The 26,028-nt window shown below is 67.7% G+C and carries 24 protein-coding genes; 12 read left to right on the top strand and 12 right to left on the bottom strand.

Annotated elements, in window-relative coordinates; all coding sequences use genetic code 11:
- Positions 1–11: 11 nt before the first annotated feature.
- From ACJH71_RS18820 to ACJH71_RS18810, 3 genes are all read right to left on the bottom strand, one after another.
- A complete protein-coding gene (locus ACJH71_RS18820; RefSeq protein WP_406759497.1) occupies positions 12–887 on the bottom strand; it encodes a PE-PPE domain-containing protein in 876 nt (291 codons plus the stop codon).
- Positions 888–989: 102 nt separating this feature from the next.
- Entirely contained in the window at positions 990–1,520 is a 531-nt protein-coding gene (locus ACJH71_RS18815; protein ID WP_406759496.1) for a pullulanase, read from the bottom strand.
- A gap of 25 nt (positions 1,521–1,545) precedes the next feature.
- Entirely contained in the window at positions 1,546–3,003 is a 1,458-nt protein-coding gene (locus ACJH71_RS18810) for a CCA tRNA nucleotidyltransferase (RefSeq protein WP_406759495.1), read from the bottom strand.
- A 262-nt stretch (positions 3,004–3,265) separates the two neighbouring features.
- On the opposite strand from ACJH71_RS18810, the gene ACJH71_RS18805 reads away from it, so the two are divergent.
- From ACJH71_RS18805 to ACJH71_RS18770, 8 genes are all read left to right on the top strand, one after another.
- Positions 3,266–4,030, top strand: a complete 765-nt coding sequence (locus tag ACJH71_RS18805) for an NUDIX hydrolase (RefSeq protein ID WP_406759494.1) — start codon at positions 3,266–3,268, stop codon at positions 4,028–4,030.
- A 77-nt stretch (positions 4,031–4,107) separates the two neighbouring features.
- Complete coding sequence (locus tag ACJH71_RS18800) at positions 4,108–6,384, top strand: hypothetical protein (RefSeq protein ID WP_406759552.1); 2,277 nt, start codon at positions 4,108–4,110, stop codon at positions 6,382–6,384.
- Complete coding sequence (gene murJ, locus ACJH71_RS18795; RefSeq protein WP_406759493.1) at positions 6,381–9,764, top strand: murein biosynthesis integral membrane protein MurJ; 3,384 nt, start codon at positions 6,381–6,383, stop codon at positions 9,762–9,764. Before ACJH71_RS18800 ends, murJ begins: the two co-directional genes overlap by 4 nt.
- A gap of 86 nt (positions 9,765–9,850) precedes the next feature.
- Complete coding sequence (gene sigM, locus ACJH71_RS18790; RefSeq protein WP_406759492.1) at positions 9,851–10,423, top strand: RNA polymerase sigma factor SigM; 573 nt, start codon at positions 9,851–9,853, stop codon at positions 10,421–10,423.
- Positions 10,424–10,469: 46 nt separating this feature from the next.
- Positions 10,470–10,979 carry a hypothetical protein gene (locus ACJH71_RS18785; RefSeq protein ID WP_406759491.1) on the top strand — a complete coding sequence of 170 codons (510 nt, stop codon included), beginning with the start codon at positions 10,470–10,472 and terminating at the stop codon, positions 10,977–10,979.
- Between the two features lie 85 nt (positions 10,980–11,064).
- The gene (trxB, locus tag ACJH71_RS18780) at positions 11,065–12,066 is read left to right on the top strand and encodes a thioredoxin-disulfide reductase (protein WP_406759490.1); all 1,002 of its coding nucleotides are present in this window, start codon (positions 11,065–11,067) and stop codon (positions 12,064–12,066) included.
- A complete protein-coding gene (trxA, locus tag ACJH71_RS18775) occupies positions 12,063–12,392 on the top strand; it encodes a thioredoxin (protein ID WP_308485036.1) in 330 nt (109 codons plus the stop codon). The genes trxB and trxA overlap by 4 nt, the downstream gene beginning before the upstream one ends.
- Before the next feature lie 167 nt (positions 12,393–12,559).
- Positions 12,560–13,780 carry an N-acetylmuramoyl-L-alanine amidase gene (locus tag ACJH71_RS18770; protein ID WP_406759489.1) on the top strand — a complete coding sequence of 407 codons (1,221 nt, stop codon included), beginning with the start codon at positions 12,560–12,562 and terminating at the stop codon, positions 13,778–13,780.
- A gap of 28 nt (positions 13,781–13,808) precedes the next feature.
- Here ACJH71_RS18770 and ACJH71_RS18765 read toward each other — a convergent pair whose 3' ends face one another.
- From ACJH71_RS18765 to rpmH, 9 genes are all read right to left on the bottom strand, one after another.
- The gene (locus ACJH71_RS18765; RefSeq protein ID WP_406759488.1) at positions 13,809–14,597 is read right to left on the bottom strand and encodes an acetyltransferase; all 789 of its coding nucleotides are present in this window, start codon (positions 14,595–14,597) and stop codon (positions 13,809–13,811) included.
- 223 nt (positions 14,598–14,820) lie between these two features.
- Positions 14,821–15,819, bottom strand: coding sequence for a ParB/RepB/Spo0J family partition protein (locus ACJH71_RS18760; protein WP_406759487.1), 999 nt, complete (start codon positions 15,817–15,819; stop codon positions 14,821–14,823).
- A 43-nt stretch (positions 15,820–15,862) separates the two neighbouring features.
- On the bottom strand, positions 15,863–16,861 hold the full coding sequence (locus ACJH71_RS18755) for a ParA family protein (protein ID WP_406759486.1): 999 nt from the start codon (positions 16,859–16,861) through the stop codon (positions 15,863–15,865).
- Entirely contained in the window at positions 16,858–17,583 is a 726-nt protein-coding gene (rsmG, locus tag ACJH71_RS18750; protein ID WP_406759485.1) for a 16S rRNA (guanine(527)-N(7))-methyltransferase RsmG, read from the bottom strand. The genes ACJH71_RS18755 and rsmG overlap by 4 nt, the downstream gene beginning before the upstream one ends.
- An 80-nt stretch (positions 17,584–17,663) precedes the next feature.
- Positions 17,664–18,221: a protein jag gene (locus tag ACJH71_RS18745; RefSeq protein ID WP_406759484.1), complete on the bottom strand. Its 558-nt coding sequence runs from the start codon at positions 18,219–18,221 to the stop codon at positions 17,664–17,666.
- 54 nt (positions 18,222–18,275) lie between these two features.
- Positions 18,276–19,316 (bottom strand): membrane protein insertase YidC, encoded by a 1,041-nt coding sequence (gene yidC / locus ACJH71_RS18740; protein ID WP_406759551.1) that lies wholly within the window; start codon positions 19,314–19,316, stop codon positions 18,276–18,278.
- Positions 19,317–19,359: 43 nt separating this feature from the next.
- Positions 19,360–19,683, bottom strand: a complete 324-nt coding sequence (yidD, locus tag ACJH71_RS18735; protein WP_406759483.1) for a membrane protein insertion efficiency factor YidD — start codon at positions 19,681–19,683, stop codon at positions 19,360–19,362.
- Positions 19,683–20,081, bottom strand: coding sequence for a ribonuclease P protein component (rnpA, locus tag ACJH71_RS18730; protein ID WP_406759482.1), 399 nt, complete (start codon positions 20,079–20,081; stop codon positions 19,683–19,685). Before rnpA ends, yidD begins: the two co-directional genes overlap by 1 nt.
- A 17-nt stretch (positions 20,082–20,098) precedes the next feature.
- The gene (gene rpmH, locus ACJH71_RS18725) at positions 20,099–20,242 is read right to left on the bottom strand and encodes a 50S ribosomal protein L34 (RefSeq protein ID WP_024442093.1); all 144 of its coding nucleotides are present in this window, start codon (positions 20,240–20,242) and stop codon (positions 20,099–20,101) included.
- Positions 20,243–20,860: 618 nt separating this feature from the next.
- On the opposite strand from rpmH, the gene dnaA reads away from it, so the two are divergent.
- The 4 genes from dnaA (at position 20,861) to ACJH71_RS18705 (ending at position 25,835) form a co-directional block, all read left to right on the top strand.
- On the top strand, positions 20,861–22,330 hold the full coding sequence (gene dnaA / locus ACJH71_RS18720) for a chromosomal replication initiator protein DnaA (RefSeq protein ID WP_406759481.1): 1,470 nt from the start codon (positions 20,861–20,863) through the stop codon (positions 22,328–22,330).
- Positions 22,331–22,863: 533 nt separating this feature from the next.
- The gene (gene dnaN / locus ACJH71_RS18715) at positions 22,864–24,060 is read left to right on the top strand and encodes a DNA polymerase III subunit beta (protein ID WP_406759480.1); all 1,197 of its coding nucleotides are present in this window, start codon (positions 22,864–22,866) and stop codon (positions 24,058–24,060) included.
- Positions 24,061–24,099: 39 nt separating this feature from the next.
- Complete coding sequence (gene recF / locus ACJH71_RS18710; protein WP_406759479.1) at positions 24,100–25,260, top strand: DNA replication/repair protein RecF; 1,161 nt, start codon at positions 24,100–24,102, stop codon at positions 25,258–25,260.
- Positions 25,257–25,835: a DUF721 family protein gene (locus ACJH71_RS18705; RefSeq protein WP_406759478.1), complete on the top strand. Its 579-nt coding sequence runs from the start codon at positions 25,257–25,259 to the stop codon at positions 25,833–25,835. Before recF ends, ACJH71_RS18705 begins: the two co-directional genes overlap by 4 nt.
- The last annotated feature ends 193 nt before the right edge of the window (positions 25,836–26,028 follow it).

The following is a 26,028-nucleotide window of genomic DNA, read 5'->3' as shown; positions in this document are numbered from 1 at the left end:
CGCTGAGCGCGCTACAGCAGCCCCACCAAGCCGTCCATGATCATCACGAACGAGTTCATCAGGGCTTGGAACATGTCCACGTTGGCACCGTCGATCATGAAGTACTGGGTCAGCGCCGAGCCGAGGTCGGGGTCGAGTTGAGCACTGGCGATCTCCTCCGGCGACAAGCCCAGGTATGCCAGGTGGTCGACGAACATGCCTAAGAAGTTCTGTCCGCCATCCCAATTGGCGAATCCGTCGCTTGACAGGCTGTAGACGTCGGTCGGGTACAGGTCGCTCGGGGTGGTGAGGCCCATCGCGTCGTCGATCTGAAGCCAGGTGAAGATCTGCGTGGCCATCGCCGTCACGCCGTCATGCCAGGACTCCGGAAACCAGCTGAGCAGCGTGTCCATGAACCCGCTCAAGAATCCGCCCTCCGCGGCACTGTCACCCACCAACACGAAATGCAGTGCATCCGTGGGTATCCCGTACGCGGCGAGCTGTAACTGAGCCTGCCCCGCCGCGACCGACGCCTGGGAGTAGCCGAAAACGTAGAGCGGGTCTGCGGCACTGAAATCGCCGGCGTCCCAGCGTTCCTCGATCGCGGCCGTCAGGATGCCGGTGGCACCGGCCAGGCTGGCGTTCAGGTCGTTGGTCTCCGGCACCTGCAGAAACGTCGCCGTCCCGTCGGGAGCGAATCCGTTCGGCACCAGGTAGAGCTCTTTGCTCAGGTCGAGCCAATCCTGGTTCATCGCCGGGATCATGACCAGGGCTTCTGCGGTCAGGCCGTACTCGAGGATCCGGTGCTCCGCACCCGCGGCCACGCCCGCGCCACCGACCGCTCCGATCACCGTCGGCGCGGCCACCAGCGGCGCCCCCAGGAGGGCGCCCACCCGCATCTTTTTCATTGGTGCCTCCCCCCAAGGGGCGTTCTACCCGAGGCAAAGATGTCGCCGCGTTCAGTATTTCCAGATTTGCCGTTCGCCGGTACCCCTAGTTGCCTGGCAATCTCACAGCACGGTGGCGCCGTCGGCGGCACCGTCACCATCGGCGTCAGTGAGCTTGACGTTCCACCGCCCGTCGCCGTCGGTGTCGACGTAGGCCGCCCCATAGCGACCCGCCTCACTGCCGATCAGCACCCGATCGGCCCGTCCGTCGCCATCGGAGTCCAGCAACCGGTCGTTGACACGCCCGTCGCCATCGAAATCCACCAGCGGACCGCCGGTGTGCTCGACGTCGTCGAGCCCCAGCCAGCGCAGCCCGCCCGATCGATCCGCCGAGCCCGCCAGGGCGCCGTGTCCCCAGGTACCGGAGCCGTCGTCGATAAAGGAAGCCTCTGGGATGCCGTCGTCGTCGAGGTCCAGCAGGAGATGATCGGCCAACCCGTCCCCGTCAAGATCCACCAGCGCGTCGTCGCGCAGTCCGTCGCCGTCGAAATCGAGACTGATGGCGTCGGCCAACCCGTCCCCGTCAAGATCCAAGTCCGCAGCACCGGTCCACATCGTGGCCGCGCCCTCACCGTCGCCCAGGCAGTAGTCCATACCCTGCTCAGACGCGCAGCTCCCGCTATCGGTTCCCCTGGGTCTGCCACCACGACAGCAGCTCGGCGGTCGCCTCTTCGCGCGTCAACGGCCCGCGCTCCAGGCGCAGCTCCTTGAGATAGCTCCACGCGCGGCCCACCTGCGGACCTGCCGGGATGTCGAGCAGCGCCATGATCTCGTTGCCGTCCAGGTCCGGCCGCACCCGCTGCAGATCCTCCTGCTCGGCCAGGACGGCGATCCGCTCTTCGAGCTGGTCGTAGCTGGCCTGCAGGCGCGCCGCGCGCCGCTTGTTGCGGGTGGTGCAGTCCGCCCGGACCAGTTTGTGCAGCCGTCCCAACAGCGGTCCGGCATCGGTGACGTAGCGCCGCACGGCCGAGTCGGTCCACTTGCCGTCGCCGTAACCGTGGAACCGCAGGTGCAGATAGACCAGCTGGGAGACATCGTCGATCATCTGCTTGGAGTAGCGCAGCGCACGCATCCGTTTCCGGGCCATCTTCGCGCCCACCACCTCGTGGTGGTGGAAACTGACGCCTCCGTCAGTTTCGTGCCGGCGGGTGGCCGGCTTGCCGATGTCGTGCAGCAACGCCGCCCAGCGCAGCACCAGATCGGGACCACCTTCGGGCCCTGGGTCCTCGAGGTCGATCGCCTGACGCAGCACGGTCAGCGAGTGCTGGTAGACGTCCTTGTGCTGGTGATGCTCGTCGATCGCCATCCGCATGCCGCCGACCTCGGGCAGCACCACATCGCCCATCCCGGTGGCCACCATCAGATCCAGGCCGGCCACCGGGTCGGCACCCACCAGCAACTTGTCCAACTCGGCGGCCACGCGTTCAGCGGTGATGCGCGCGAGCTGCGGCGCCATGTCCTCGATCGCGGCCCGCACCCGCGGCGCCACCGTGAACCCGAGTTGGGAGACGAACCGCGCGGCGCGCAGCATCCGGAGCGGGTCGTCGCCAAAGGAATCCTGCGGTGCGGTCGGGGTGTCGAGCACACGATCCCGCAGGGCCGCCAGGCCGCCGAGCGGGTCGAGGAACTCCCCCGGTCCGGCCGGGGTGATGCGGACCGCCATCGCGTTGGCCGTGAAGTCGCGGCGCACCAGGTCCTGGTCGAGCGAGTCGCCGAAGCGCACCTCGGGATTGCGGGACACCTGGTCGTATTTGTCGGCCCGAAAAGTGGTGATCTCCACGCGTTGGCCGCCCAGCGTTGCGCCCACGGTGCCGAAGTCGATACCGGTGTCCCACATCGCCTCGGTCCGGCCCCGCAGAATGCGCAGCACCTGTTCGGGGCGTGCGTCGGTGGTGAAATCCAGATCCGGGCTCGGCCGGCCCAACAGCGCATCGCGGACCGATCCCCCGACCAGGTAGATCTCCTGACCGGCTTCGGCGAACATCGCGCCGAGGCTGCGCAGCAACTCGGCGTGCCGGTTCAGCTCCACGGCCGCCGTGGTCAGCAGGTCGGCGTCGTCGCGATGGGCATCAGGCACGTTCGATGAGCTTAGCGGTGGTCGCGAGGACGGCGAAGCCGGGCGAAGCGGGCCACCGCCCACAACCCAGCGGTGGTCGCGAGGACGGCGAAGCCGGCCAAGTCGTCACCCACCCGCTGCCGAGTGTGCGGTTTCGTAGGTTTTTCGCGGGCCGCGCCGACGATTCCGCACACTGGGCGGACTGAACACACCGAAACCGGGCGGCGTGGGACACCGGCGAGGGAGGCAGGTCGGCCCAAGCGTGCCAGCTACTATCGCATGGGTGTCGGCCGACGGCGGAGAAGCCAATTCGGGACGGCGCCGCAGGCGGCGCCGTGGTCGACGCACGTCTGGTCCGAAAATCAACCACGCCGAATCCCCCGCCACCGATGCCAGCCCCAGCCCGAGCGCGACGCCCAGTCGGGCGGCCCAGCGCCGGCCCCGCACCGCGCGGCACGGGCCGGAACGGTTGCGCACCGTGCACGAGACGTCCGCGGGCGGACTTGTCGTCGACGGCATCGACGGTCCGCGGGACGGACAGGTCGCGGCACTGATCGGGCGCGTCGACCGGCGCGGCAGGATGCTGTGGTCACTGCCCAAAGGACATATCGAAGTCGGTGAGACCGCCGAGCAGACCGCCATCCGCGAAGTCGCCGAAGAAACCGGCGTGCAGGGCAGCGTGCTGGCCGCCCTGGGCAGCATCGACTACTGGTTCGTCACCGACGGTCGCCGGGTGCACAAGACCGTGCACCACTATTTGTTGCGGTTCTCCAGCGGGGAACTGTGCGACGACGACGTGGAAGTCGCCGAGGTGGCGTGGGTGCCCATCCGGGAGCTGCCGTCCCGCTTGGCTTACGCCGACGAACGACGCTTGGCGCTGGTCGCCGACGAATTGATCGACCGGCTGCAGGCCGACGGCCCGGCCGCCCTGCCGCCCCTTCCGGTGACCGCACCCTGGCGACGACCACAGACGCATTCCCGCGCCCGCCGTACTCGCACAGGCGAGAACTCGCCGGACCGGAAGAACGGTCGCAGGCTAGACCCGTGACCCGCACGCGACGAAGCGGTGAGGGTCCCTCGCCGAGGCGGTTGGCGGCCCTCCCGGCGGTGGTGGCCGCCCTCCTGATGACCCTCGGCACAGCGCTCGGCGGCGCCGCCCCGCACGTTCCCGCCGGCGAACCCGACGTGGCTCCGTTCGTTCAGATCCGGATCGACCGCGTCACCCCGGAGGTTGTCACCACCTCGAGCGTCCCCCTGGTCACCGTCGCCGGCACGGTGAGCAATGTCGGGGACCGACCGGTCCGCGATGTGATGGTGCGCCTCGAGCAGGCCGGCGCCGTCGCCTCCTCGGCCGGCTTGCGCACCAACCTGCGCGGGGCCAACGACCAGTACCGCCCGGTGGGCACGTTCAGCACGGTGGCGACCGAGCTGCAGCGCGGTCAGGAAGCCCGCTTCACGCTGTCGGCGCCGCTGCGCTCGGCGAGCGAGCCGGCCTTGAACGTCGACCACCCCGGCATCTATCCGGTGCTGGTCAACGTCAACGGCACGCCCGACTACGGCGAGCCGACCCGGCTCGACGACGCCCGCTTCCTGCTCCCGGTGACCGGGCTGCCCAAGCCCGACGCGGACTCCGACCTGTCCGCCGGCGCCGTCGCACCCGACATCTCCCAGCCGGTGCGGCTCACCATGTTCTGGCCGCTGGCCGATCGGCCCCGGCTGACCCCCGGGGCGCCCGGCGGCACCCTGCCGGTTCAGCTCACCGACGATGACCTGGCGACATCGCTGGCCCCCGGTGGGCGCCTCGATGCGCTGCTGTCCGCCGCCGAATTCGCCACCAGTCCCGCGGTCGACGCCAACGGCGTGGTCAACCAAGCACTGTGTCTGGCCGTCGACCCCGACCTGGTGGTCACTGTCAACGCGATGACCAGCGGGTACGTCGTCGCCGACTCCCCCGACAGCGCCACCTCGCACCCGGGCACCGGCCGCGACGCCGCCCGGACCTGGCTGGAACGGCTGCGCCGATTGGCGCACCGCACCTGTGTCACGGCGACCCCCTACGCGCAGGCCGACCTGGACGCGCTGGCGCGGGTGGGCGACGCGCGGCTCGACGAGATCGCGGTGCACAAGCCCGCCGACATCGTCGACCGCATCCTTGAGGTGACCTCGACCCGGGGTGCGGTCCTGCTCGGCGACGGCCGGCTCACGGCCGGCGCCGCGGACCTGATCGGTGCGCAGGGCGACACGGTGGTGATCACCGCCGGCGACTGCGCGGCCCAGGACACCGCGGCCGGCGCCTCCGCCACCGCCGACCTCACCCCGCGGCGGCTGTCCCCACAGCTGGTGGCCGTGCCCTATGACCCCGCCGTCGGCGCCGCGCTGGCGGCGATGGGCACCGATCCGGTCGCACCCAGCTACCAGGACGGCTCGCTGGCCGTCCGGCTTCGTCACGACTCGGCGCTGGCCCGGCGCCAGGACGCCCTGGGCTCCATGCTGTGGCGCGGACTGGAGTCCCCGGAGGATCCCGGCGCGCCACGCGACGAGATTCTGATGCCGCCGGCGTACTGGAAACCCCGCGCCGACGACGCCCAAGCCGTGCTGACCACCTTGGCCACCGCGCTGCGCTCCGGGCTGGCCGTGGCCCGGCCGCTGACCGCGGTGATCGCCGAATCACGTGGCGTCACAGCCCCGCCCGAACATCCGCTGCCGCCCCAACAGCCGGCCGGCGGCTTCAGCCCCGACGTCATCGGCGCGGTGGCCAACGACATCGGCCGGCTGTCGGGCCTGACCTCGGCGCTGACCACCGACGCCCGCACCGGCCTGACCGGCGAGGCGTACACGGCGCCGCTGGCCGAGGGCATGCTGCGCGCGCTGACCCAGTCCGAGCCGGTCGATGTCCGCAACGGCCTGGCGGCGCAGCGGCTGGCGATCATCGGCAACACTGTCACCGACCTGATCGGTGCGGTCACCATCGTCAACCCCGCCGACTCCTACACGCTGGCCACCGAGCACAGCCCGCTGCCGCTGGCGCTGCGCAACGATCTGGCGGTACCGATCCGAGTACGGCTGCATGTCGACGCCCCACCCGGAATGACGGTGACCGATGTCGGGGAATTGGAACTGCCGCCGGGGTATCTGCCGCTGCGGGTTCCGGTCGAGGTGCGCGTCAACCAGCACTTCGTCGTCGATGCGGCACTGCAAACTCCCGACGGTCTACCGCTGGGTGAGTCCGTACGGTTGTCGGTGCATTCCAACGCCTACGGCATGGTGCTGTTCTTGATCACCATGACCGCCGCCGCGGCGCTGACGGTGCTGACCGGGCGTCGGCTCTGGCACCGCTTCCGCGGGCAACCCGACCGCGCCGACTTGCCCGCGCCCCCATACAACCCAGGCGGCGACCGATGAGCACGCCGGCGCAGCAACCCGCGCGCGCCGAGCTGACCGACGCCGCGGTGGTGTCGCGCTCCTGGGGAATGGCCTTGGCCACGCTGGTCAGTCGGATCACCGGGTTCATCCGGGTGGTGCTGTTGGCAGCAATTCTGGGCGCGGCGCTCTCGAGCGCCTTCTCGGTGGCCAACCAGCTGCCGAATCAGATCGCCGCCCTGGTGCTGGAGGCGACATTCACCGCGATCTTCGTGCCGGTACTGGCCCGCGCCGAACGCGATGACGCCGACGGCGGTGCCGCGTTCGTACGACGGCTGGTCACGCTGGCCACCGCGCTGCTGCTGGCCACCACGGTGATGTCGGTGGCGGCGGCACCGCTGCTGGTGCGGTTGATGCTGGGCGGCGAACCCCAGGTCAACGAGCCACTGACCATCGCCTTCGCCTATCTGCTGCTACCGCAGGTGATCTGCTACGGGCTGTCCTCGGTGTTCATGGCAATCCTCAACACCCGCAACATCTTCGGTGCACCGGCGTGGGCACCGGTGGTCAACAACGTCGTCGCGATCGCCACCCTGGTGGCCTACCTGCTGGTGCCGGGGGAACTGTCGGTCGACCCGGTGCGGATGGGCAACGCCAAGTTGCTGGTACTCGGCCTGGGCACCACGGCGGGTGTCGTCGCCCAGACCGCGGTGCTGCTGGTGGCGATCCGCCGCGAGCGGATCAGCCTGCGTCCGCTGTGGGGAATCGACGACCGGCTCAAGCGTTTCGGCACGATGGCCTCGGCGATGGTGCTCTACGTCTTGATCAGCCAGGTCGGCCTGGTGGTGACCAATCAGATCGCCAGCACCGCTGCCGCGTCCGGCCCGGCGATCTACTACTACGCCTGGCTGCTCCTGCAGCTGCCGTTCGGCATGATCGGCGTAACGGTCCTGACCGTCGTGATGCCCCGGCTGAGCCGCAACGCCGCCGCCGGCGACGACCCCGCGGTGCTGGCCGACCTGTCGCTGGCCACCCGGTTGATGATGATCACCCTTATTCCGATCGTGGCGCTGATGACCGTCGGCGGTCCGGCGATCGGCAGCGCGCTGTTCGCCTACGGCAACTTCGGCAACGTGGACGCGGGCTACCTCGGCGCCGCGGTCGCCATGTCCGCCTTCACCTTGATCCCCTACGCCATGGTGCTGCTGCAGCTGCGGGTGTTCTACGCCCGGGAACAACCGTGGACTCCCATCGCCATCATCGTGGTGATCACCGCGGTGAAGATCGTCGCGTCGGTGGCGGCCCCGCACCTGACCGACAACCCGGATCTGGTGGCCGCCTATCTCGGCCTGGCCAACGGTCTGGGCTTTCTTGCCGGGGCGGTCCTCGGGCATGTGCTGCTGCGGCGCTCCCTGCGCCCGGTCAGTGGGCATCTGGTGGGGCCGGACGTGATCCGCACCGTGCTGGTGACGCTGACGGCGTCGCTGCTGGCCGGGCTGGTCGCCGAGGTGCTGGATCGAGTGCTGGGCCTGCGGATGCTGACCGACGACGGCGCCGCGGGATCGATGTTGCGTCTGCTGGTCATGGCGCTGGTGATGTTGCCGATCATCGGGGCGGTCATGGTCCGCGCGCAGGTGCCCGAGGCCGTTGCCGCCCTGGCCGCGGTGCGCCGAACAATAGGTGCCCGAGGAGCCTCAATCAGCATGCCGAACCCGCCTTCTCCCGATCTCGCCGTCCCGTACGCTGAGCACAACCGTTTGCCCACAACCGGCGGGGACGTGCCCAACGATCCCGCCGCGCATACGCCGCCGGAGCACATCGCCGGTGGCCGGACACCGAAAGGCGCGGAGGTGGCCGACATTCCTTCCGAGGGCGCCGGGTCTCGGGCCGCGTCGCGGACCGTTGCTCCGCAGCAGTCTCAGCGGGCCGCCGAGGCCCCCGAGTCAGCCGGCAATGACAGCTTGCTGACACCCGGCCTGAGCATCGCCGGTGGCCGCTACCGGCTGCTGGTACGCCACGGCGGCACTGCGGTGCTGCAGTTCTGGCAGGCACTGGACACCGCGCTGGATCGACAGGTCGCGCTGACGTTCGTCGACCCGAATCAGACCATGGCCGATGACCAGCTCACCGGCGTCCTGTCGCGCACCCAGCGGCTCAGCCAGATCAACCTGCCCGGTATCGCCCGCGTGCTTGACGTGGTGCGTGTCGGTGCGGGCGGACTGGTGGTCTCCGAATGGGTGCGCGGTGCCTCGCTGCAGGAGGTGGCCGGCACGTCGCCGTCACCGATCGGCGCCGCCCGGGCGATCCGGTCGCTGGCCACCGCGGCCGAGTCCGCCCACCACAGCGGCGTGGCCCTGTCGATCGACCACCCGGCCCGGGTCCGGGTCAGCATCGACGGCGACGTCACGCTGGCCTTCCCCGCCACGCTGCCCGACACCAAGCCCGAGGACGACATCCGCGGGATCGGTGCCACCCTGTACGCGCTGCTGGTCAACCGGTGGCCGCTGACCGATGCCGGGGCCGACGGCGGACTGGAACCGGCGGATCGGGACGAGGCCGGCAACCCGGTCAAGCCCGACTCGATCAACCCCGACATCCCGTTCCAGATCTCGGCGGCGGCCAGCCACGCGATCCAGCCCGACGGCGGGATCCGCGGTGCGTCGACGCTGTCGAACCTGCTGCAGCAGGCGACCGCCCTGCACGAGCAGACCGAGCTGTTGGGCACGGTCGGCGAGGAGCAGCCCGCGCCGCGTCCGGCGCCCCCACCACCGGACGACGAGACGCGGGCCGAGCGGCGCCGCCGGGTGCTGATCGGCCTGGGCATCGGCGGGGCCGTCATCCTGGTCGCGCTGCTGGTGTTGGCCTCGGTGCTCAACCGGATCTTCGGTGACGTCAACGGGTTGGACAAGACGGAACTGGGCTTGAGCAGTCCGTCGGCGTCGTCGCAGCCGGGCACGACCGGGCCCGGTGGCATCGTCAAGCCCGTCCAGGTGACGGTCTTCTCCCCCGGTGGTGAAGCAGACCGGCCCCAGGACGCCGGTCTGGCGATCGACGGGAATCCGGCCACCGCCTGGTCGACGGACACCTACTCCGATCCGGTGCCCTTCCCGAATTTCAAGAACGGCGTCGGGCTGATGTTGCAACTGCCCAAGCCCACCGTGATCGGCACCGTCACCCTCAACGTGTCCAGCACCGGCACTCGAGTGGAGCTGCGCTCCGCCCCCACCCCGAAGCCGTCGCGTCTGGAAGACACCACCTTGCTGGCCCCCGCGAAGGCGCTGCAGCCCGGCTCCAACAAGATCACCGCCGACTCGTCGTCTCCGACGTCGAACCTGCTGGTGTGGATCTCCACGATGGGCAACACCGGTGGCGAAAGCCGCACCCAGATCTCTGAGATCACCGTGCAGGGGGCGTCCTCCTAAGCGGGTCGCCGATACCGCCCAGCCCGCCTGTGCACAGCTCGTTCGGGTGAAGTGCCGACGGCGCCACCGCTGGTTACTGTCCGCCCATGGGGCACCGAGACCGCAGCGACGCCGAACTGCTGGCCGCGCATGTCGCCGGTGACCGCTACGCGTTCGGCGAGCTCTACGGCCGCCACCACAGCCGGCTTCGCCGGCTGGCGCGGCTCACCACCGGCTGTCCGCAAGACGCCGAGGACGCGCTGCAGGAGGCTATGTTGTCGGCGCATCGGGCGGCGGGATCGTTTCGCCACAACGCCGCCGTCGGCAGTTGGCTGCATCGGATCGTGATCAACGCCTGCCTGGATCGCCTGCGCCGCAACAAGGTTGCTCACAGCGAGCTGCTCGTGACGCACGCCGTCGTCGGCGATCGCACCGCTGAGATCGAGACCGCGCTGGAGGTACGCGCCGCGTTGCACCGGTTGCCGGTCGAGCAGCGCGCAGCGGTGGTCGCCATCGACATGCAGGGATATTCGGTGGCCGACGCCGCCCACGCGTTCGGCGTGGCCCCGGGCACCGTCAAGAGTCGTTGCGCCCGCGGCCGTGCCCGGCTGGCCGTACTGCTCGGACGATCCCTGCACTCCGGGCCCGACGCTGCGGTCCGGCCGGCCCGCGCCGGATAGCCTTGGCGCCGGAGGGCGGGTTACCAGAGCGAGCGGAAGCGGCGGCATGCCAATCGATGCGGGCGACGAACAATCCCGGGCCCCCAGCGGTCCACCGGCGCACTCGAGCCGGCCGCTACCCCGGTTGAATCGGATCGCCGCCTGGGCCGGCGGTGCGGCCGCGGTGATCGCGATCGGGGTCGGCACGACCGCGTTGATCCGGTTCCCCGGCGACACTCCCAGCGGCCCCCGTTCGTTGGACGCCATAACGGTGGCGTCCGCGCCGACGGCGATGCTGCCGCTGTCCGAACCGGAGCTCCTCGAGCTGCTGGACCGACGCCCCGAATACGGCCCGCTGGCCGATCCGGCACGCCGGACCGGTTGCCTGGCCGGGCTGGGCTACCCGGCCTCGACGCGCGTGCTCGGGGCCCGTGAGATCACGATCAACGGTCACCCCGGGGTCGTGCTGCTGCTGCCGGGCACGCCAGAGGGCACAATAATCGCCTTGGCGGTGGCTCCACACTGCAGTTCCGCAGACACCGGACTGCTGGCCGACACGACCATCCGGCGGCCCTAGACCCGTCCGTCGAGGTTCGGGAACAATCGCCGCCTACGCTGACGTTGCTAGCCCCAGTAACCAGATCCCCGCGGAAAGGCCCTCGATGTCTGAGACACCATCCACCCACGATGTGATCATCATCGGCTCCGGCCCGGCCGGGTATACCGCCGCGATCTACGCCGCCCGGGCTCAACTGGCCCCGCTGGTCTTCGAGGGAACCGCATTCGGCGGTGCGCTGATGACCACCACCGAGGTGGAGAACTTCCCCGGCTTCCGCAACGGGATCATGGGCCCGGAGCTGATGGACGAGATGCGCGAGCAGGCGCTGCGGTTCGGCGCTGACCTGCGCATGGAGGACGTCGAATCGGTGGATCTGGACGGGCCGGTCAAGACCGTGGTCACCGCCGACGGCGAGACCCACCGCGCCCGAGCGGTCATCTTGGCCATGGGCGCTGCGGCCCGCTACCTGAACATCCCCGGTGAGCAGGAACTGCTCGGCCGCGGGGTGAGCTCGTGTGCCACCTGCGACGGATTCTTCTTCCGCGACCAGGACATCGCCGTGATCGGCGGCGGCGACTCCGCGATGGAGGAGGCCACCTTCTTGACCCGCTTCGCCCGCAGCGTGACCCTGGTGCACCGCCGCGAAGAGTTCCGGGCCTCGAAGATCATGCTCAACCGGGCCCGCGAGAACGACAAGATCCGGTTCCTCACCAACAGCGTCCCGGTTGCCGTGGAGGGTGAGGCGACTGTGACCGGGCTGCGGGTGCGCGACACCGAGACCGGCGAGGAGACCACCCTGCCGGTGACCGGCGTGTTCGTCGCGATCGGCCACGACCCCCGCTCGGCGCTGGTGCGTGGCGCCGTTGACCTGGACCCGGACGGCTACGTGCTGGTCCAGCAGCCGGGCTCCCGGACCTCCCTGGAGGGGGTGTTCGCGGCCGGCGACCTGGTGGACCGCACCTACCGGCAGGCGATCACCGCCGCCGGTACCGGCTGTGCGGCCGCCATCGACGCCGAACGCTGGCTGGCAGAATCCGAAGACGCGGCCGACGCGGCCGACGCCCACGAAACCGGTACCGAAACCTTGATGGGAGCCCCTCGATGACCGACCACGCCACGGTGAACGTCTCCGACGCCACTTTCGCCGCCGATGTCCTGGCCAGCAGCAAGCCCGTGCTGGTGGACTTCTGGGCGACCTGGTGCGGCCCTTGCAAGATGGTGGCCCCAGTCCTGGAAGAGATCGCCGCGGAGCAGGCGGACCAGCTCACCGTCGCCAAGCTCGACGTGGACGCCAACCCGGACACCGCGCGGGATTTCAACGTGGTCTCCATCCCCACCCTGATCCTGTTCAAGGACGGTCAGCCGGTGAAGCGGATCGTGGGCGCCAAGGGCAAGGCGGCCCTGCTGCGCGAGCTCGCCGACGCCACCTAGCGATTCCGGGCACCGTCCGACGCGCTTGTGAGCCTGGGCTCTCAGGTGCCGTTTGTTGCCTTGCTGTTTTCGAAAATTGGCCGGGGATCTGAGACAATTCTGGCTAATCTGCTGGCAACCACCAGCGACGGTCCATTGCCAACAGCGACAACCGGAGGGGCTCAGTAATGTCGGGTCGGCATCGCGGCACCGAGCAGGGCCTGCGTCGTGGCGACCGCAGCGGTGCCGTGGTGGAGATCCGGGCGGCGTTGGCCGCGCTGGGGCTGGTGGACAGCCCCGATGCGGACCTGAGCACCGGCAAACACGTGGCATTGGATGCCTTCGACGACGCCCTGGACCAGGCGGTGCGTGCCTTCCAGCAGCAGCGTGGCCTGCTCGTCGACGGCGTGATCGGCGAGGCCACCTACCGTGCACTCAAGGAGGCGTCGTACCGCCTGGGTGCCCGCATTCTCAACCATCAGTTCGGGGCGCCGATGTACGGCGACGACGTCGCCACGCTGCAGGCGCGTCTGCAGGATCTGGGCTTCTACACCGGTCTGGTCGACGGCTACTTCGGCATCCAGACACACAACGCGCTGATGTCTTATCAGCGCGAGTACGGCTTGTATGCCGACGGCATCTGCGGGCCGGAAACCTTGCGCTCCTTGAATTTCCTGGCCTCGCGGGTGTCCGGCGGCTCGCCTCACGCGATCCGCGAGGAGGAGCTGGTGCGGCGGTCCGGACCTCGGCTGTCCGGCAAGCGGATCGTCATCGATCCGGGGCGTGGCGGTCGTGACCACGGGCTGATCACCCAGACCCCCTCGGGTCCGATCAGTGAAGCAGATATTTTGTGGGACTTGGCAAGTCGCTTGGAAGGCCGGATGACGGCCATCGGGATGGACACCTTCCTGTCCCGTCCCAGTGGCCGCAATCCGTCGGACGCCGAGCGTGCCGCGACCGCCAACGCCGTGGGCGCCGATCTGATGATCAGCCTGCGCTGCGCCACCCACGTCAGCCCGGCGGCCAACGGTGTGGCGTCATTCCACTTCGGCAACTCGCACGGTTCGGTGTCCACCATCGGTCGCAATCTTGCGGACTTCATCCAGCGAGAGATCGTGGCCCGCACCGGATTACAGGACTGCCGGGCACATGGCCGGACCTGGGACCTGCTGCGCCTGACCCGCATGCCCACGGTCGAGGTCGACGTCGGTTACATCACCAGCCCACGTGATCGTGCGATGCTGGCCTCTCCGGCGACCCGCGATGCCATCGCCGAGGGAATGCTCGCCGCGGTCAAGCGGCTCTATCTGCTCGGCAAGAACGACCGGCCGACCGGAACCTTTACCTTCGCCGAATTGCTGGCCCACGAGCTGTCGGTCGAGCGGACCGGTCAGCTCGGCGGTTCCTGACCCCCGGCGGTTCCTTACCCCCGGCGGTTCAGCCAGGCTCGACGCAGGAGAGCCGAAGCTGGGACCGCCGCAGAGATCCCGTCGCCGAGCCGGACACCGCGGGGGCGCCCGCACCGATCGGCTGCTCCAACCGCGAGCTCTCCAGCAAGCGCTCCAACGCAGCCTCGACTTCTGCCTTCCACCCCAGGCCCTTGTCGAGTTCCAGTCGCAGCCGCGGGAAATACTGGTGCGGCGCCACCACGGTGAACCCGACGTCGGTCAGGAAGTCCGCCGCGATGATGCAGTGCTCGACCGAGCAGTCACCAACCGCCTCTAACACCGGCGCGACGTCGGGCGGCACGGTGCCGGCATCCAGCAGTTCGGAGACTGCGGACGTACGACCGAAGGCCTCCAGTGCACGGACCCCGCGCCGCATCAACTCCTCTACTACCCGGGAGATCAGTTCCCGAGGCAGGCCGTCTGCCATCGGAGCCGGATCGACACCGATCGAAGTCAGTAGCACGGCGTCGGCTGAAACCGGCCCGGTGGGAAACCGGTGCGCCCGCGGTACCGCACGCGGGGGCGCGTACAGCACGTAGCCCAGGCACGGCGGATCCCCGATCCCGCGTGCGGCGGCCGACGGCGTGGCGACCTGACCGCAGGTCCCCCACTCCAACATCACCATCGAGAGCCAGGCTTCCTTCTCGAACTCCGGATCCGAGAGGTGATCGTCGCTACCGAGGGTCGCCGGGTCCACCTCCCAGAAAACACAGCGGCGCGCGTGTTTGGGAAGCTGCTCGAAACCCTCGAGCTTCAGGGGTGCGATTCGGACAGACACTGGACTCCCGGTCTCAACCCGTGCTGCTGCCGACGGCAGCCCCTTAAGGATAGGAGGGTTGAGCCGCCGGATGCCACCCGCGGCGTCATTCGGTGAGTCGGCCCCTCGAAATTTCGAAAGCTGCTGTTAATCAACATGTTTCAGTTCCGCCACCGGCCCGGGGTCACCGTAGCGTCACAGTGACGTAACGGCCCTGTGGCCCTGGACCTGGGCTTACAACGCCTCAGGAGGTCTTGGAGTCCATCATCGCGACGATCCGCTGCAAATCGTCGACGGATCCGAATTCGACCACGATCTTGCCTTTGCGCTTACCGAGACTGACCGTCACACGGGTGTCGAAGGTCGTCGACAACCGCTCCGCGACGTCCTGCAGACCGGGCATTTGGATGGGCTTGCGCCGCGGAGCGACCGGTGTCGAGGCACCACCCCGGTTGGCCAAAGTGACCGCTTCCTCGGTGGCCCGTACCGACAGACCCTCGGCCACGATCCGCGCGGCAAGCTCCTCTTGTGCCTCGGATCCGGCCTCCAGGGAGAGCAGCGCCCGGGCATGGCCTGCCGACAAGACGCCGGCGGCGACCCTACGCTGCACGGCGATAGGCAGACGCAACAGCCGGATCATGTTGGTCACCAAGGGGCGGGACCGGCCGATGCGGGTGGCCAGTTCGTCATGGGTCACCCCGAACTCGTCCAGCAGTTGCTGGTAGGCGGCCGCCTCTTCCAACGGGTTCAGCTGTACCCGGTGGATGTTCTCCAGCAGCGCGTCGCGCAACAGGTTGTCGTCCTCGGTCTCCCGGACGATCGCTGGGATGGTCTCCAGACCGGCTTGCTGGGACGCCCGCCAACGCCGCTCCCCCATGACCAACTGGTAGCGCGACGAGCCGGGCACGGCCCGGACCACGATGGGCTGCATCAGCCCGAATTCCCGGATCGAATGCACCAGCTCGGCCAGCGCCTCGTCGTCGAAAACCTGCCGCGGCTGGCGCGGGTTGGGCTCGATGTCCGCCGGCCGGATCTCGCGGTACACCGCGCCCACGTCGGGGGTGGCCGCCTGCGGTGTGCCGCCCAAGCCGCCGAGCACGACATCGGCAGCGGCGGCACCCATGCGCGGGCCCAGGTCGGCACTGCGGTCGCCCTGGGCCACATTGCCCTCACCGGGACCCGTCGGGATGAGCGAGGCCAGGCCGCGGCCCAAGCCGCCTTTCTTACGCGACGGTCCGGTCATCTGTGGCGCTCCTGTTCGTCTCCGGGTCGTCGTACACCGGCGGTCACGGTTGTCCGCCGCCGTCGGCCAGGTCGCGCTCGACGAGCTCCCGACTGGCGTCCAGGTAACTCATCGCCCCGCGCGAGCCGGGGTCGTAGTCGATGATCGTCATGCTGTAGCCCGGTGCTTCCGAGACCTTGACGCTGCGCGGGATCACTGTACGCAGCACCCGATCGCCGAAGTAGCGGCGCACCTCGTCGGCGACTTGGTCCGCGAGCTTGGTGCGCCCGTCATACATCGTCAGCAGCACGGTGGTCACTTCCAGCCGCGGGTTGAGGTGTGCCTTGACCATCTCGATGTTGCGCATCAACTGGGACACCCCTTCCAGTGCGTAGTACTCGCACTGAATCGGGATCAGCACCTCCGGTGCGGCAACCAACGCATTGACGGTCAGGAGCCCCAGCGACGGCGGGCAGTCGATGAAGACGTAGTCGAAGTCGAAGCTGTCCAGATCGGTCAGGGCATTCCGCAGCCGGTTCTCCCGCGCCACCATGCTGACCAATTCGATCTCGGCGCCGGCCAGATCGATGGTGGCCGGGATGCAGTACAGCCGCTCGTTGTGCGGGCTCTGCTGCAAGGCGTCGGTCACCGGGATGGCCCCGATCAACACTTCGTAGGACGACGGCGTCCCCGATTTACGGTCTGCGATACCCAGCGCCGTGCTCGCATTGCCCTGCGGGTCCAGATCGATCACCAGGGTCTTGATCCCCTGCACGGCGAGGGCCGCGGCCAGGTTGACCGCCGTCGTGGTCTTGCCGACGCCGCCTTTCTGATTGGCCACGGTGAACACGCGCCGACGCTTCGGGCGGGGCAGTCGGTTATTGGTGTGCAGCACTTGCATGGCGCGTTCGGCCGCCGCTCCGATCGGGGTGTCGACAAAGTCTGGCGATGTTTCACGTGAAACCGGCCCGGGGGATGTTTCACGTGAAACCACCTCCGCGGAACCTCCACGCTTGGCGGCCGCTGGCCGGGGCGTGACGCCGGGGGGGACTGCTCTGCTCATGCCTGCCTCCTGCTCGACCGTCGCGCCTGGCTGCCCGCCGCCCGACCGCGTGGGCGCCTCGCTTGAGGCTCTGCCCGCGGTGCCAGCACCACGGTCGCGGGCGGGGTTAAATAGTTCACGCCACATCTCACCACCCTTACGTCGTTGGCGCCTAGTTTCGCCAGCGCTCCGCGGTGCTCATCGACCTCGGCCTGTGCCCGCTCCCCCTTCATCGCCAGCATCCGCCCGCCCGTGCGTAGCAGCGGCAGGCTCCACCGGCCGATCTTGTCCAGGCTCGCGACCGCCCGCGACATCACGACATCGCAGTCCCCGGCTGCCTCGCGCACCGCTGGATCTTCGGCCCGCCCACGCACCACTTGCACGTTATCGAGACGCAGATCGGCGACCGCTTCACGCAGGAACTCGCTGCGTCGAAGGAGTGGCTCCACCAGGATCATGGAAACGTCCGGGCGCACAATCGCCACTGGTATCCCCGGCAGGCCGGCGCCGCTTCCGATGTCCGCCGCCCGCTCCGCAGGCTCCAGCAGTTCGCCGACCGCCGCGCAGTTGAGCAGGTGACGGTCCCAGAGCCGTTCCACTTCGCGGGGGCCGATCAGTCCGCGCTCGACGCCGGCGTCCGCCAGCAGGGCCGCATAACGCTGAGCGGCGGGAAGCCGGTCGCCGAATACTTCCGCCGCCTCCGGGGGTGGCTCGGGTGCCGGTGTTCCCTCGACATGTTTCACGTGAAACATTCCTCCGGCTTCCCGGGATTGGACCGCAGACAGGGAATCACATTGCTGTGATTCCCCGTCGCTGAGTCTCGTCAGTCCCGCCGAACCACTACTCGACGCGACGGCTCGACACCTTGACTCTCGCTGTGCACACCGGCAACGGCGGCCACCGCATCGTGGACGATCTTACGTTCGAACGGGCTCATCGGGGCCAGTTCCTCATCGGAACCGCTCTCCAAGACCCGCCGGGCCACCTCGTCGCCCAGGGCGGTCAAGTCGTCGCGACGCTGACGGCGCCAACCGGCGATGTCGAGCATCAGCCGGCTGCGCTCACCGGTCTTCTGGTGCACCGCCAAGCGGGTCAGCTCCTGCAGTGCGTCGAGCACCTCGCCCTTGCGGCCTACCAACTTGGTCAGGTCTGAACCGCCGTCGATACTGACCACCGCGCGACGGCCTTCGACATCCAGGTCGATGTCTCCGTCGAAGTCCAGCAGGTCGAGCAACTCTTCCAAGTAGTCGCCGGCGATCTCGCCTTCGGCAACCAGTCGATCTTCCAGGTCGACCCCGGGCGCCGCTTGGCTCTCCTGGGTCTCCCCCTCGGAATCCACAGCCTCGCGCTCCGTGGTGTCCGAATCGGTCGTGTCGGTCATGTCGTCTCCCTCCGTGCCCGGCGGCTCACGCGCCGGTTGGCTTGTCGCGGCCCGTCACCGCTTGCGTTTCTTCGGCTTCGCCCCGGCACCGGGGCGCCCGCCTCGTGCAGCGGGTCGGCCCGTGTTCCGTTTGGCGGCCTCAGAGCTCCCGGTCTCGCCGGCCTGCGCCTCGGTCGCGCTCGACTCCTCCGCGGCAGCCTCGGCGTCGACTGCAGCTTCCGTGGTCGCCGCCCGGCCGGCCCGCTTCGGCTTGGCGCCGGGGGCCGGGGCGTTGGCGGCGCGGCGGCGCAGCGCTTCGTCCTTCTTGGCTTCTTCCTCTTTGGCGATCAGACCGAACACGTAGTGCTGCTGGGCGAACGTCCAGATGTTGTTGGAGAACCAGTACAGGATGATCGCCAGCGGCAGGAACGGCCCGCCGACCACGACGCCGAGCGGAAAGACGTACAGCGCCAGCTTGTTCATCATCGCGGTCTGCGGGTTCGCCGCGGCTTCGGGACTCTGCCGCGCTACCGACGCCCGACTGTTGAAGTACGTCGCGATACCGGCCGCGATCATGATCGGCACCCCGACCGCGATAACAGATACCCGGTTGAACTCGGTGAAGGCATCCAACCCGGTCCGTTGGATCATCGTCGCGCCCAGCGGGGCGCCGAACAGGTTCGCGTCCAGGAAGTTGCCCACGTCGGCGGCGCTGAAGAAGTAGTTGCCCAGCTGACGGTTCAGATCCGGCGACAGGCCCAGCTGGCCGATCCCGGTACTGGTCCGGTTGAACGACCGCAGCACATGGAACAAGCCCAGGAACACCGGGACCTGCGCGAGCATCGGCAGACATCCCAGGATGGGGTTGAACCCGTGCTCACGCTGCAGCTTCTGCATCTCCAGCGCCATCTTCTGGCGGTCCTTGCCGTACTTCTTCTGCAACGCCTTGATCTGCGGCTGCAGCTCCTGCATCTGGCGGGTCGTCCGGATCTGCTTGACGAACGGCTTGTAGAGCAGTGCCCGCAACGTGAACACCAGGAAGACCACCGACAGGGCCCAGGTGAAGAAGCTCGCCGGTCCCAGTAGAAGGCCAAAAGCCTTGTACCACAACCACATAATGCCCGACACCGGGTAGTACACGTAGTCCAGGCTGCCCGGATCAAAGGACACGGTATTGACCCTCCGCTCGATTGTCGCGCTTGTTCAGGGCGTCTCCGGTCGAGCAGCCGCACTCGGCAGCTCGCTGGGACCGTTCCGGAATGGGGTCCCATCCGCCTTCGTGCCACGGCCCACACTTCGCCAGCCGTACCGCGGCCAACCAGCTGCCCCGAATCAACCCGTATTCGGTCAATGCGTCCACCGCGTATTGGCTGCAGGTCGGCATGAAGCGGCAGCTGGGCAAGCGCAGTGGAGAGATCAGGTGTCGGTACAGCTCGATGACGAAGATCAATCCGCGCACTGGTACGACCGCGATTCCGCGCATCAGCGCACCGCCCCCGCGGCCCGGCGGATCGACCGCAAACCCGCACGCAACTGAGTGCCGAGCGCAGCCGAAGTCGCGCCCTTGCTGCCAGGCAGTGCCCGAATCACCAGTTGCTCTTGAGGTTCCAGGTCGGCCAACACCTCACGGGCTACGTGGCGCAGTCGCCGAGCCACCCGATGCCGGTCCACCGCAGACCCAACCGACTTGGCGATGATCAGACCTACGCGCGGCGTAGGTGCCGTCACGGAATCACCCGCCGACTCCTCGGAAACGTCCGTCCGTCGGTCGTACAGGACTCGGTCGTACAGGATGACGTCCGGCTGCACTGCCCTTCGGCCATGCTTGACCGTTGCACCGAAGTCGGCCGATCGTCTCATCCGGTACTGAGCCGGGAGCACCGCCGAGCTGCCTGTGCTCAGGCGGTCAGCGAACGCCGGCCCTTGCTACGCCGGGCGGTGACGATGGCACGACCGGCACGGGTACGCATCCGCAGGCGGAACCCGTGCACACGGGCCCGACGACGGTTGTTGGGCTGGAAGGTCCGCTTGCCCTTGGCCACGGCACACTCTCCTTATTGCATCTCGCGTCGCGTAAGCCCGACACACCGGAAGCCCGTTGTGCCTGCCGCACGCGACGCACTCGGTAAGCTCGGTGAACTTCTGCGTCTTGCTCGTAACCGGCGCGGGCTCCGGCCAGAGGCCGGTCGCTGCCGTATCGCCAACGTTCGGGCGACTGTTCGAGGGTACTGACGCAGGTTCGCCGGGTCAAACCCCGGCGTCATCACCGTCCGGTGCTCGACTCGCCCCCCTCTGAAACGGGCCCACTATTCACACTGGTCACACCCGTATCCGTCGGTCTCAAGACGCTCGTTATCTTTCGATTCATCTCGGCGAAATGAGTAGTCGTCCGCCCAGAAACCTGTTAACTTGCTTGCCAGCGCCGTTTCGGAACCGGAGCGGTTCTCGACCACGAACCGAAGATCACGAAGCGGCTGGCGCTTCAGATATTGCGTCTTTTGTCTGGAGTAACCGTTGCTGAGCAACCGGCCTAGAGGGCCTCACCGCGGAATGCGCACCTCATCCACACCTGTGGATAACTGTGTGGATAGCATGTCCGGGTACGGCATCCATGCACCACGGTGCCAGTCCAGACGGCGTCGAACCAGGGGGATGGGGCTTTGAGTGAGGACCCCGGCACTGCGTTTCTCAGTCTCTGGGACGAGGTAGTAGCCGAACTCAACGGAGAAGTCCCGCCGACCAACGGTTCGGCCCCGACCCTGACTCCGCAGCAAAAGGCCTGGCTCAAGCTCGTCCACCCGCTGGCCATCGTCGAGGGTTTCGCTCTGTTGGCGGTTCCGAGCAGCTTCGTCCAAAACGAGATCGAACGGCATCTGCGCACCCAGATCACCGATGCGCTCAGCCGGCGCCTCGGCCACGCCATCGAACTCGGGGTTCGGATCTCACCACAGGCCGCCGAAGACCAACCCAGCACCTCCAGCACCGACAATGTCGCCGAGGTCCGCGCCGACGAAGAAGACGACGACACCACCGACGTCGAATACGACTGGCCCAACTATTTCACCGAACGTCCCAGTGATGACTCGTCGACCGCGGACGGAGCGAGCCTCAACCGGCGCTACACCTTCGACACCTTCGTCATCGGAACCTCCAACCGGTTCGCCCACGCCGCGGCCCTGGCCATCGCCGAAGCACCGGCACGCGCGTACAACCCACTTTTCATCTGGGGTGAATCCGGCCTGGGTAAGACCCACCTGCTGCACGCCGCCGGCAACTACACCCAGCGACTCTTCCCCGGGATGCGGGTCAAGTACGTCTCCACCGAAGAGTTCACCAACGATTTCATCAACTCCCTTCGCGACGACCGCAAGGTGGCGTTCAAGCGCAGCTACCGCGACATCGACGTGCTGCTGGTCGACGACATCCAGTTCATCGAGGGCAAAGAAGGTATCCAGGAAGAGTTCTTCCATACCTTCAACACCCTGCACAACGCCAACAAGCAGATCGTGATCACGTCCGATCGGGCGCCGAAACAGCTTGCCACCCTGGAAGATCGGCTTCGCACCCGTTTCGAATGGGGCTTGATCACCGACGTCCAGCCGCCGGATCTGGAGACTCGGATCGCCATCTTGCGCAAGAAGGCGCAGATGGAACGTCTCGACGTGCCGGGTGACGTGCTGGAACTCATCGCCACCAGCATCGAGCGCAACATCCGGGAACTCGAGGGTGCACTCATCCGGGTCACCGCCTTCGCCTCGCTCAACAAAACCCCGATCGACCGGTCGTTGGCCGAGATCGTGCTGCGTGACCTGATCGCCGACGCCAGCACCATGCAGATCAGCGCAGCGATCATCATGGCCGTCATCGCCGAGTACTTCGACACCTCCATCGAGGAACTACGCGGGCCCGGCAAGACGCGCCCGCTGGCACAGTCCCGCCAGATCGCCATGTATCTGTGTCGCGAACTGACCGACCTGTCCCTTCCCAAGATCGGCCAGGCATTCGGTCGCGACCACACCACGGTGATGTACGCCGAGCGCAAGATCCGCGGCGAGATGGCCGAGCGTCGCGAGGTCTTCGATCAAGTCAAAGAGCTCACCACCCGGATCCGGCAGCGCGCCAAGCGCTGATTCGCCGGTTGTAGTCCGCCGCTCTTACAAAAAACTTTGGACCCACTCGTACCACCCGTCACGGTCCAGCCCTGTGGATACCGCTGCGGACAACCTGTCCACCATCCGATGACGAATCACCAGTCGATCCACACCGGCGGTTTCATACACAGCCGCGCCGGCCGACCCGGGCGTGTCATTCACTGCTCTTCCCCAACCCCACGCGCCCGCTCAGCAGCGACGATGCCACGCTATGCCCAGCATCCACAGGACTTACTACTAATACTGGGAGTTATCCCTTGATTCTTTTTAAAAACAGGTCGTTGGGGATTCGGGTCAACCCGGGCTGTTCACAACCTGCCCGTCTCGGCACCGGCCAAGGCCGTGCTGAGCCGCTCGGTGTCGACGTTTAACTTTCAAGAAGGCCGTCCAGGCTCTACGGTTGGTGGCCTACCGCTCTTACACTTCGGCGTGGGGCGTTGCACGGCCGCAGGTGGGGGTGTTCACCAGTCGCCGCAGAGTAGAGCTCGATATCGGGGTGACGAGAGGACGCTATGGACGCGGCGACCACGAACGCGGGTCTGACCGACTTGAAGTTCCGCCTGGACCGGGATGACTTCGCTGACGCGGTGGCGTGGGTGGCGAAGTCGCTGCCGGCCCGGCCTACTGTGCCGCTGCTGGCCGGGGTGTTGCTGACGGGTTCTGACAACGGCCTGACCGTGTCCGGATTCGATTACGAAGTCTCCGCCGAAGTTCAGCTTGCTGCTGAGATCGCTTCTCCGGGAAGCGTTTTGGTGTCCGGTCGACTGCTGTCGGATATCACCCGAGCACTGCCGGCCAAGCCGGTCGAAGTTCAGGTGGAGTCCACCCGGGTCTCTTTGACCTGCGGTAACGCCCGATTCTCGCTGCCGACCATGACGGTCGAGGATTACCCCACTCTGCCGACACTGCCCGACGAGACCGGCGTGCTGTCCTCAGATGTGTTCGCCGAGGCCATCGGCCAGGTAGCCGTAGCGGCCGGCCGCGACGACACGTTGCCCATGTTGACCGGTATACGCGTCGAAATTTCCGGCAACACAGTCGTTTTGGCTGCTACAGACCGTTTCCGGCTGGCCGTCCGAGAATTGAGTTGGACGGCCGCGCCCGGCACCGAAGCCGCCGTGCTGGTCCCGGCCAAGACCCTGGCCGAGGCGGCCAAGGCCAGCAGCGACGGCAACGAGGTGCATCTGGCGCTGGGAGCCGGTTCCGCAGTCGGTAACGAGGGACTGCTGGGAATCACCAGCGCTGGAAAGCGCAGCACCACCCGACTGTTGGATGCCGAATTCCCGAAGTTCCGGCAGTTGCTGCCCAATGAGCACCTGGCCGTCGCGACCATCGGTGTGGCGGAACTGACCGAAGCGATCAAGCGTGTGGCCTTGGTGGCCGACCGAGGTGCTCAGGTACGCATGGAGTTGTCGGAGGGCACTCTGCGACTTTCGGCCGGGGCGGAAGATGTCGGTCGCGCCGAGGAGGACCTGCCCATCGATTTCGTCGGTGAGCCTTTGACCATCGCCTTCAACCCGACCTATCTCACGGACGGTCTGGGTTCGCTGCACAGCGAGAAGGTGTCGATGGGCTTCACCGATCCGAAGAAGCCCGCGGTGCTGCGGCCGGTCGGTGCGGATGACCCCGCGCTGATCGGTGAGGGACCGTTCCCGGCGATTCCGTCGGATTACGTCTACCTGTTGATGCCGGTCCGCCTGCCCGGCTGATCGGCGCAGCTCGCGACGACGGGAGGGGTTGGTTTCTCGGTGTATGTCCGCCACGTGGGCCTGCGGGATTTCCGGTCCTGGGCGCACGTCGATCTGGAACTGGAACCGGGCGCGACGGTGCTGGTCGGACCGAATGGCTTTGGGAAGACCAATCTTGTTGAAGCACTGTGGTATTCGTCCACATTGGGTTCACACCGGGTGGCCACTGACGCTCCGTTGATCCGATCAGGTGCTACTCGCGCAGTGGTCTCCACGATCGTCGTCAACGAGGGCCGCGAACTCGCCGTTGATTTGGAGATCGCCGCGGGCCGCGCCAACAAAGTGCGTCTCAATCGCTCACCGGTACGGCACGCACGCGAAGTCGTAGGGGTGCTGCGCGCAGTGCTGTTCGCCCCGGAAGATCTGGCGTTGGTACGTGGCGATCCCGGTGAGCGTCGCCGCTACATCGACGAATTGGCCAGTGTGCGTCGTCCGCGGATCGCGGGAGTACGTGCGGACTACGACAAGGTGCTCCGACAGCGCACCGCACTACTCAAGAGTGCGCCGGGTGCGCTGCATCGTGGTGATCGATCCGTGCTGGACACTCTCGATGTGTGGGATGCCCAACTGGCCACCCACGGGGCCGAGCTGATGGCCGCCCGCATCGACCTGGTCAATCAGCTGGCGCCGGAAGTCGAGAAGGCCTACCAACTCCTGGCCCCCGGAACGCGCAGCGCCGCCGTGGCCTATCGGCCGAAACTGGAGATCGCCCTCGGTGAGGGGAATCCGGGCGCAACCGAACTACAGGAAGCTCTGCTCACGGAATTGGCGCGCCGCCGCAGTGCCGAACTGGAACGCGGTGTGTGTCTGGTCGGCCCGCATCGCGACGAATTGGAGTTGCGGCTGGGCGACCGACCGGTGAAAGGCTTTGCCAGCCATGGTGAGTCGTGGTCCATGGCACTGTCCCTGCGATTGGCTTCCTATGAACTGCTCAGCAGCGAGGGCGCCGAGCCAGTACTGCTGCTCGACGACGTTTTCGCCGAATTGGACGCCGCCCGGCGCCGAGCGCTCGCCGGCGTCGCCGCATCCGCAGAGCAGGTTTTGATCACCGCCGCTGTCGCGGAGGATATCCCCGACGATTGGCAGGCCCGTCAGATCCGGATCGCCGTCACCGAGGGCGACGAGGGCAGGGTCTCCGAACTGATCGGCACCGCGCCATGACCGGCATCGACGATTCGCCGGACGAACCGCCATGGCAGCCACCGGCGCACCTGGCCGGGCTGACCGGCATGGATCTTGTCCGCCGGACGCTGGCCGAAGCGCGCGAAGCGGCCCGCAGCCAGGGCAAAGACGTCGGGCAAGGGCGCCGGGCGCCGCTGCGCCGCCGTCCCACCGGCACCGGTGGCGGCCGCCGCAGCTGGTCGGGACCCGGGCCCGATCGACGGGACCCGCAGACGCTCGGTGCGGCCACCCGCGACCTGGCGCAGTCCCGCGGTTGGTCGGCGCAAGTGGCCGAAGGCACGGTGCTGGGACAGTGGCGCGCGGTGGTCGGCGACGACATCGCATCGCACGCGACTCCCACGAGGCTCTCCGACGGTGTACTGAGCGTCGCGGCCGAATCCACGGCCTGGGCCACGCAATTACGCCTGGTCCAGGCCCAATTACTGGCGAAGATCGCCGCCGCCGTCGGCGACGGCGTGGTCAAGACGCTGAAGATCACTGGTCCGACCGCGCCGTCGTGGCGCAAGGGACCGTTACACGTCTCGGGCCGGGGCCCGCGCGATACCTATGGCTGAGCGGGCGCAGGAATCTGACGCCTGAGTGGCGCTACGAGCAAAAAAATCGCTCCGGCCAGCGGCCGGACACGAGGCAAACCGCGATATCGACGCCACGGCGCAATCAGGTAGGCAGAAACACCCCAAGAAAATGCTCGCCGTCGGCACCCCAAGGTAGACTGACTCAGTATCCCGCGTACGCACCCTTGTGGCG

The sequence above is a fragment of the Mycobacterium sp. SMC-15 genome, assembly GCF_045310925.1.
Taxonomy (GTDB): Bacteria; Actinomycetota; Actinomycetes; order Mycobacteriales; family Mycobacteriaceae; genus Mycobacterium.
Note: the sequence above shows the minus strand (reverse complement) of the source record. Positions and strands in the feature narration are given on the sequence as shown.

Excerpts from the sequence above, each read along its gene's own strand:
- sigM (WP_406759492.1), top strand. The coding sequence starts at position 9,851 with ATGGGGCACCGAGACCGCAGCGACGCCGAACTGCTGGCCGCGCATGTC.
- ACJH71_RS18820 (WP_406759497.1), bottom strand. The coding sequence starts at position 887 with ATGAAAAAGATGCGGGTGGGCGCCCTCCTGGGGGCGCCGCTGGTGGCC.
- ACJH71_RS18705 (WP_406759478.1), top strand. The coding sequence starts at position 25,257 with ATGACCGGCATCGACGATTCGCCGGACGAACCGCCATGGCAGCCACCG.
- ACJH71_RS18800 (WP_406759552.1), top strand. The coding sequence starts at position 4,108 with ATGACCCTCGGCACAGCGCTCGGCGGCGCCGCCCCGCACGTTCCCGCC.
- ACJH71_RS18755 (WP_406759486.1), bottom strand. The coding sequence starts at position 16,861 with ATGAGCAGAGCAGTCCCCCCCGGCGTCACGCCCCGGCCAGCGGCCGCC.
- yidC (WP_406759551.1), bottom strand. The coding sequence starts at position 19,316 with ATGTGGTTGTGGTACAAGGCTTTTGGCCTTCTACTGGGACCGGCGAGC.
- ACJH71_RS18785 (WP_406759491.1), top strand. The coding sequence starts at position 10,470 with ATGCCAATCGATGCGGGCGACGAACAATCCCGGGCCCCCAGCGGTCCA.
- yidD (WP_406759483.1), bottom strand. The coding sequence starts at position 19,683 with ATGCGCGGAATCGCGGTCGTACCAGTGCGCGGATTGATCTTCGTCATC.
- ACJH71_RS18760 (WP_406759487.1), bottom strand. The coding sequence starts at position 15,819 with ATGACCGGACCGTCGCGTAAGAAAGGCGGCTTGGGCCGCGGCCTGGCC.
- ACJH71_RS18815 (WP_406759496.1), bottom strand. The coding sequence starts at position 1,520 with ATGGACTACTGCCTGGGCGACGGTGAGGGCGCGGCCACGATGTGGACC.
- ACJH71_RS18745 (WP_406759484.1), bottom strand. The coding sequence starts at position 18,221 with ATGACCGACACGACCGATTCGGACACCACGGAGCGCGAGGCTGTGGAT.
- trxA (WP_308485036.1), top strand. The coding sequence starts at position 12,063 with ATGACCGACCACGCCACGGTGAACGTCTCCGACGCCACTTTCGCCGCC.
- ACJH71_RS18770 (WP_406759489.1), top strand. The coding sequence starts at position 12,560 with ATGTCGGGTCGGCATCGCGGCACCGAGCAGGGCCTGCGTCGTGGCGAC.
- trxB (WP_406759490.1), top strand. The coding sequence starts at position 11,065 with ATGTCTGAGACACCATCCACCCACGATGTGATCATCATCGGCTCCGGC.
- murJ (WP_406759493.1), top strand. The coding sequence starts at position 6,381 with ATGAGCACGCCGGCGCAGCAACCCGCGCGCGCCGAGCTGACCGACGCC.
- dnaN (WP_406759480.1), top strand. The coding sequence starts at position 22,864 with ATGGACGCGGCGACCACGAACGCGGGTCTGACCGACTTGAAGTTCCGC.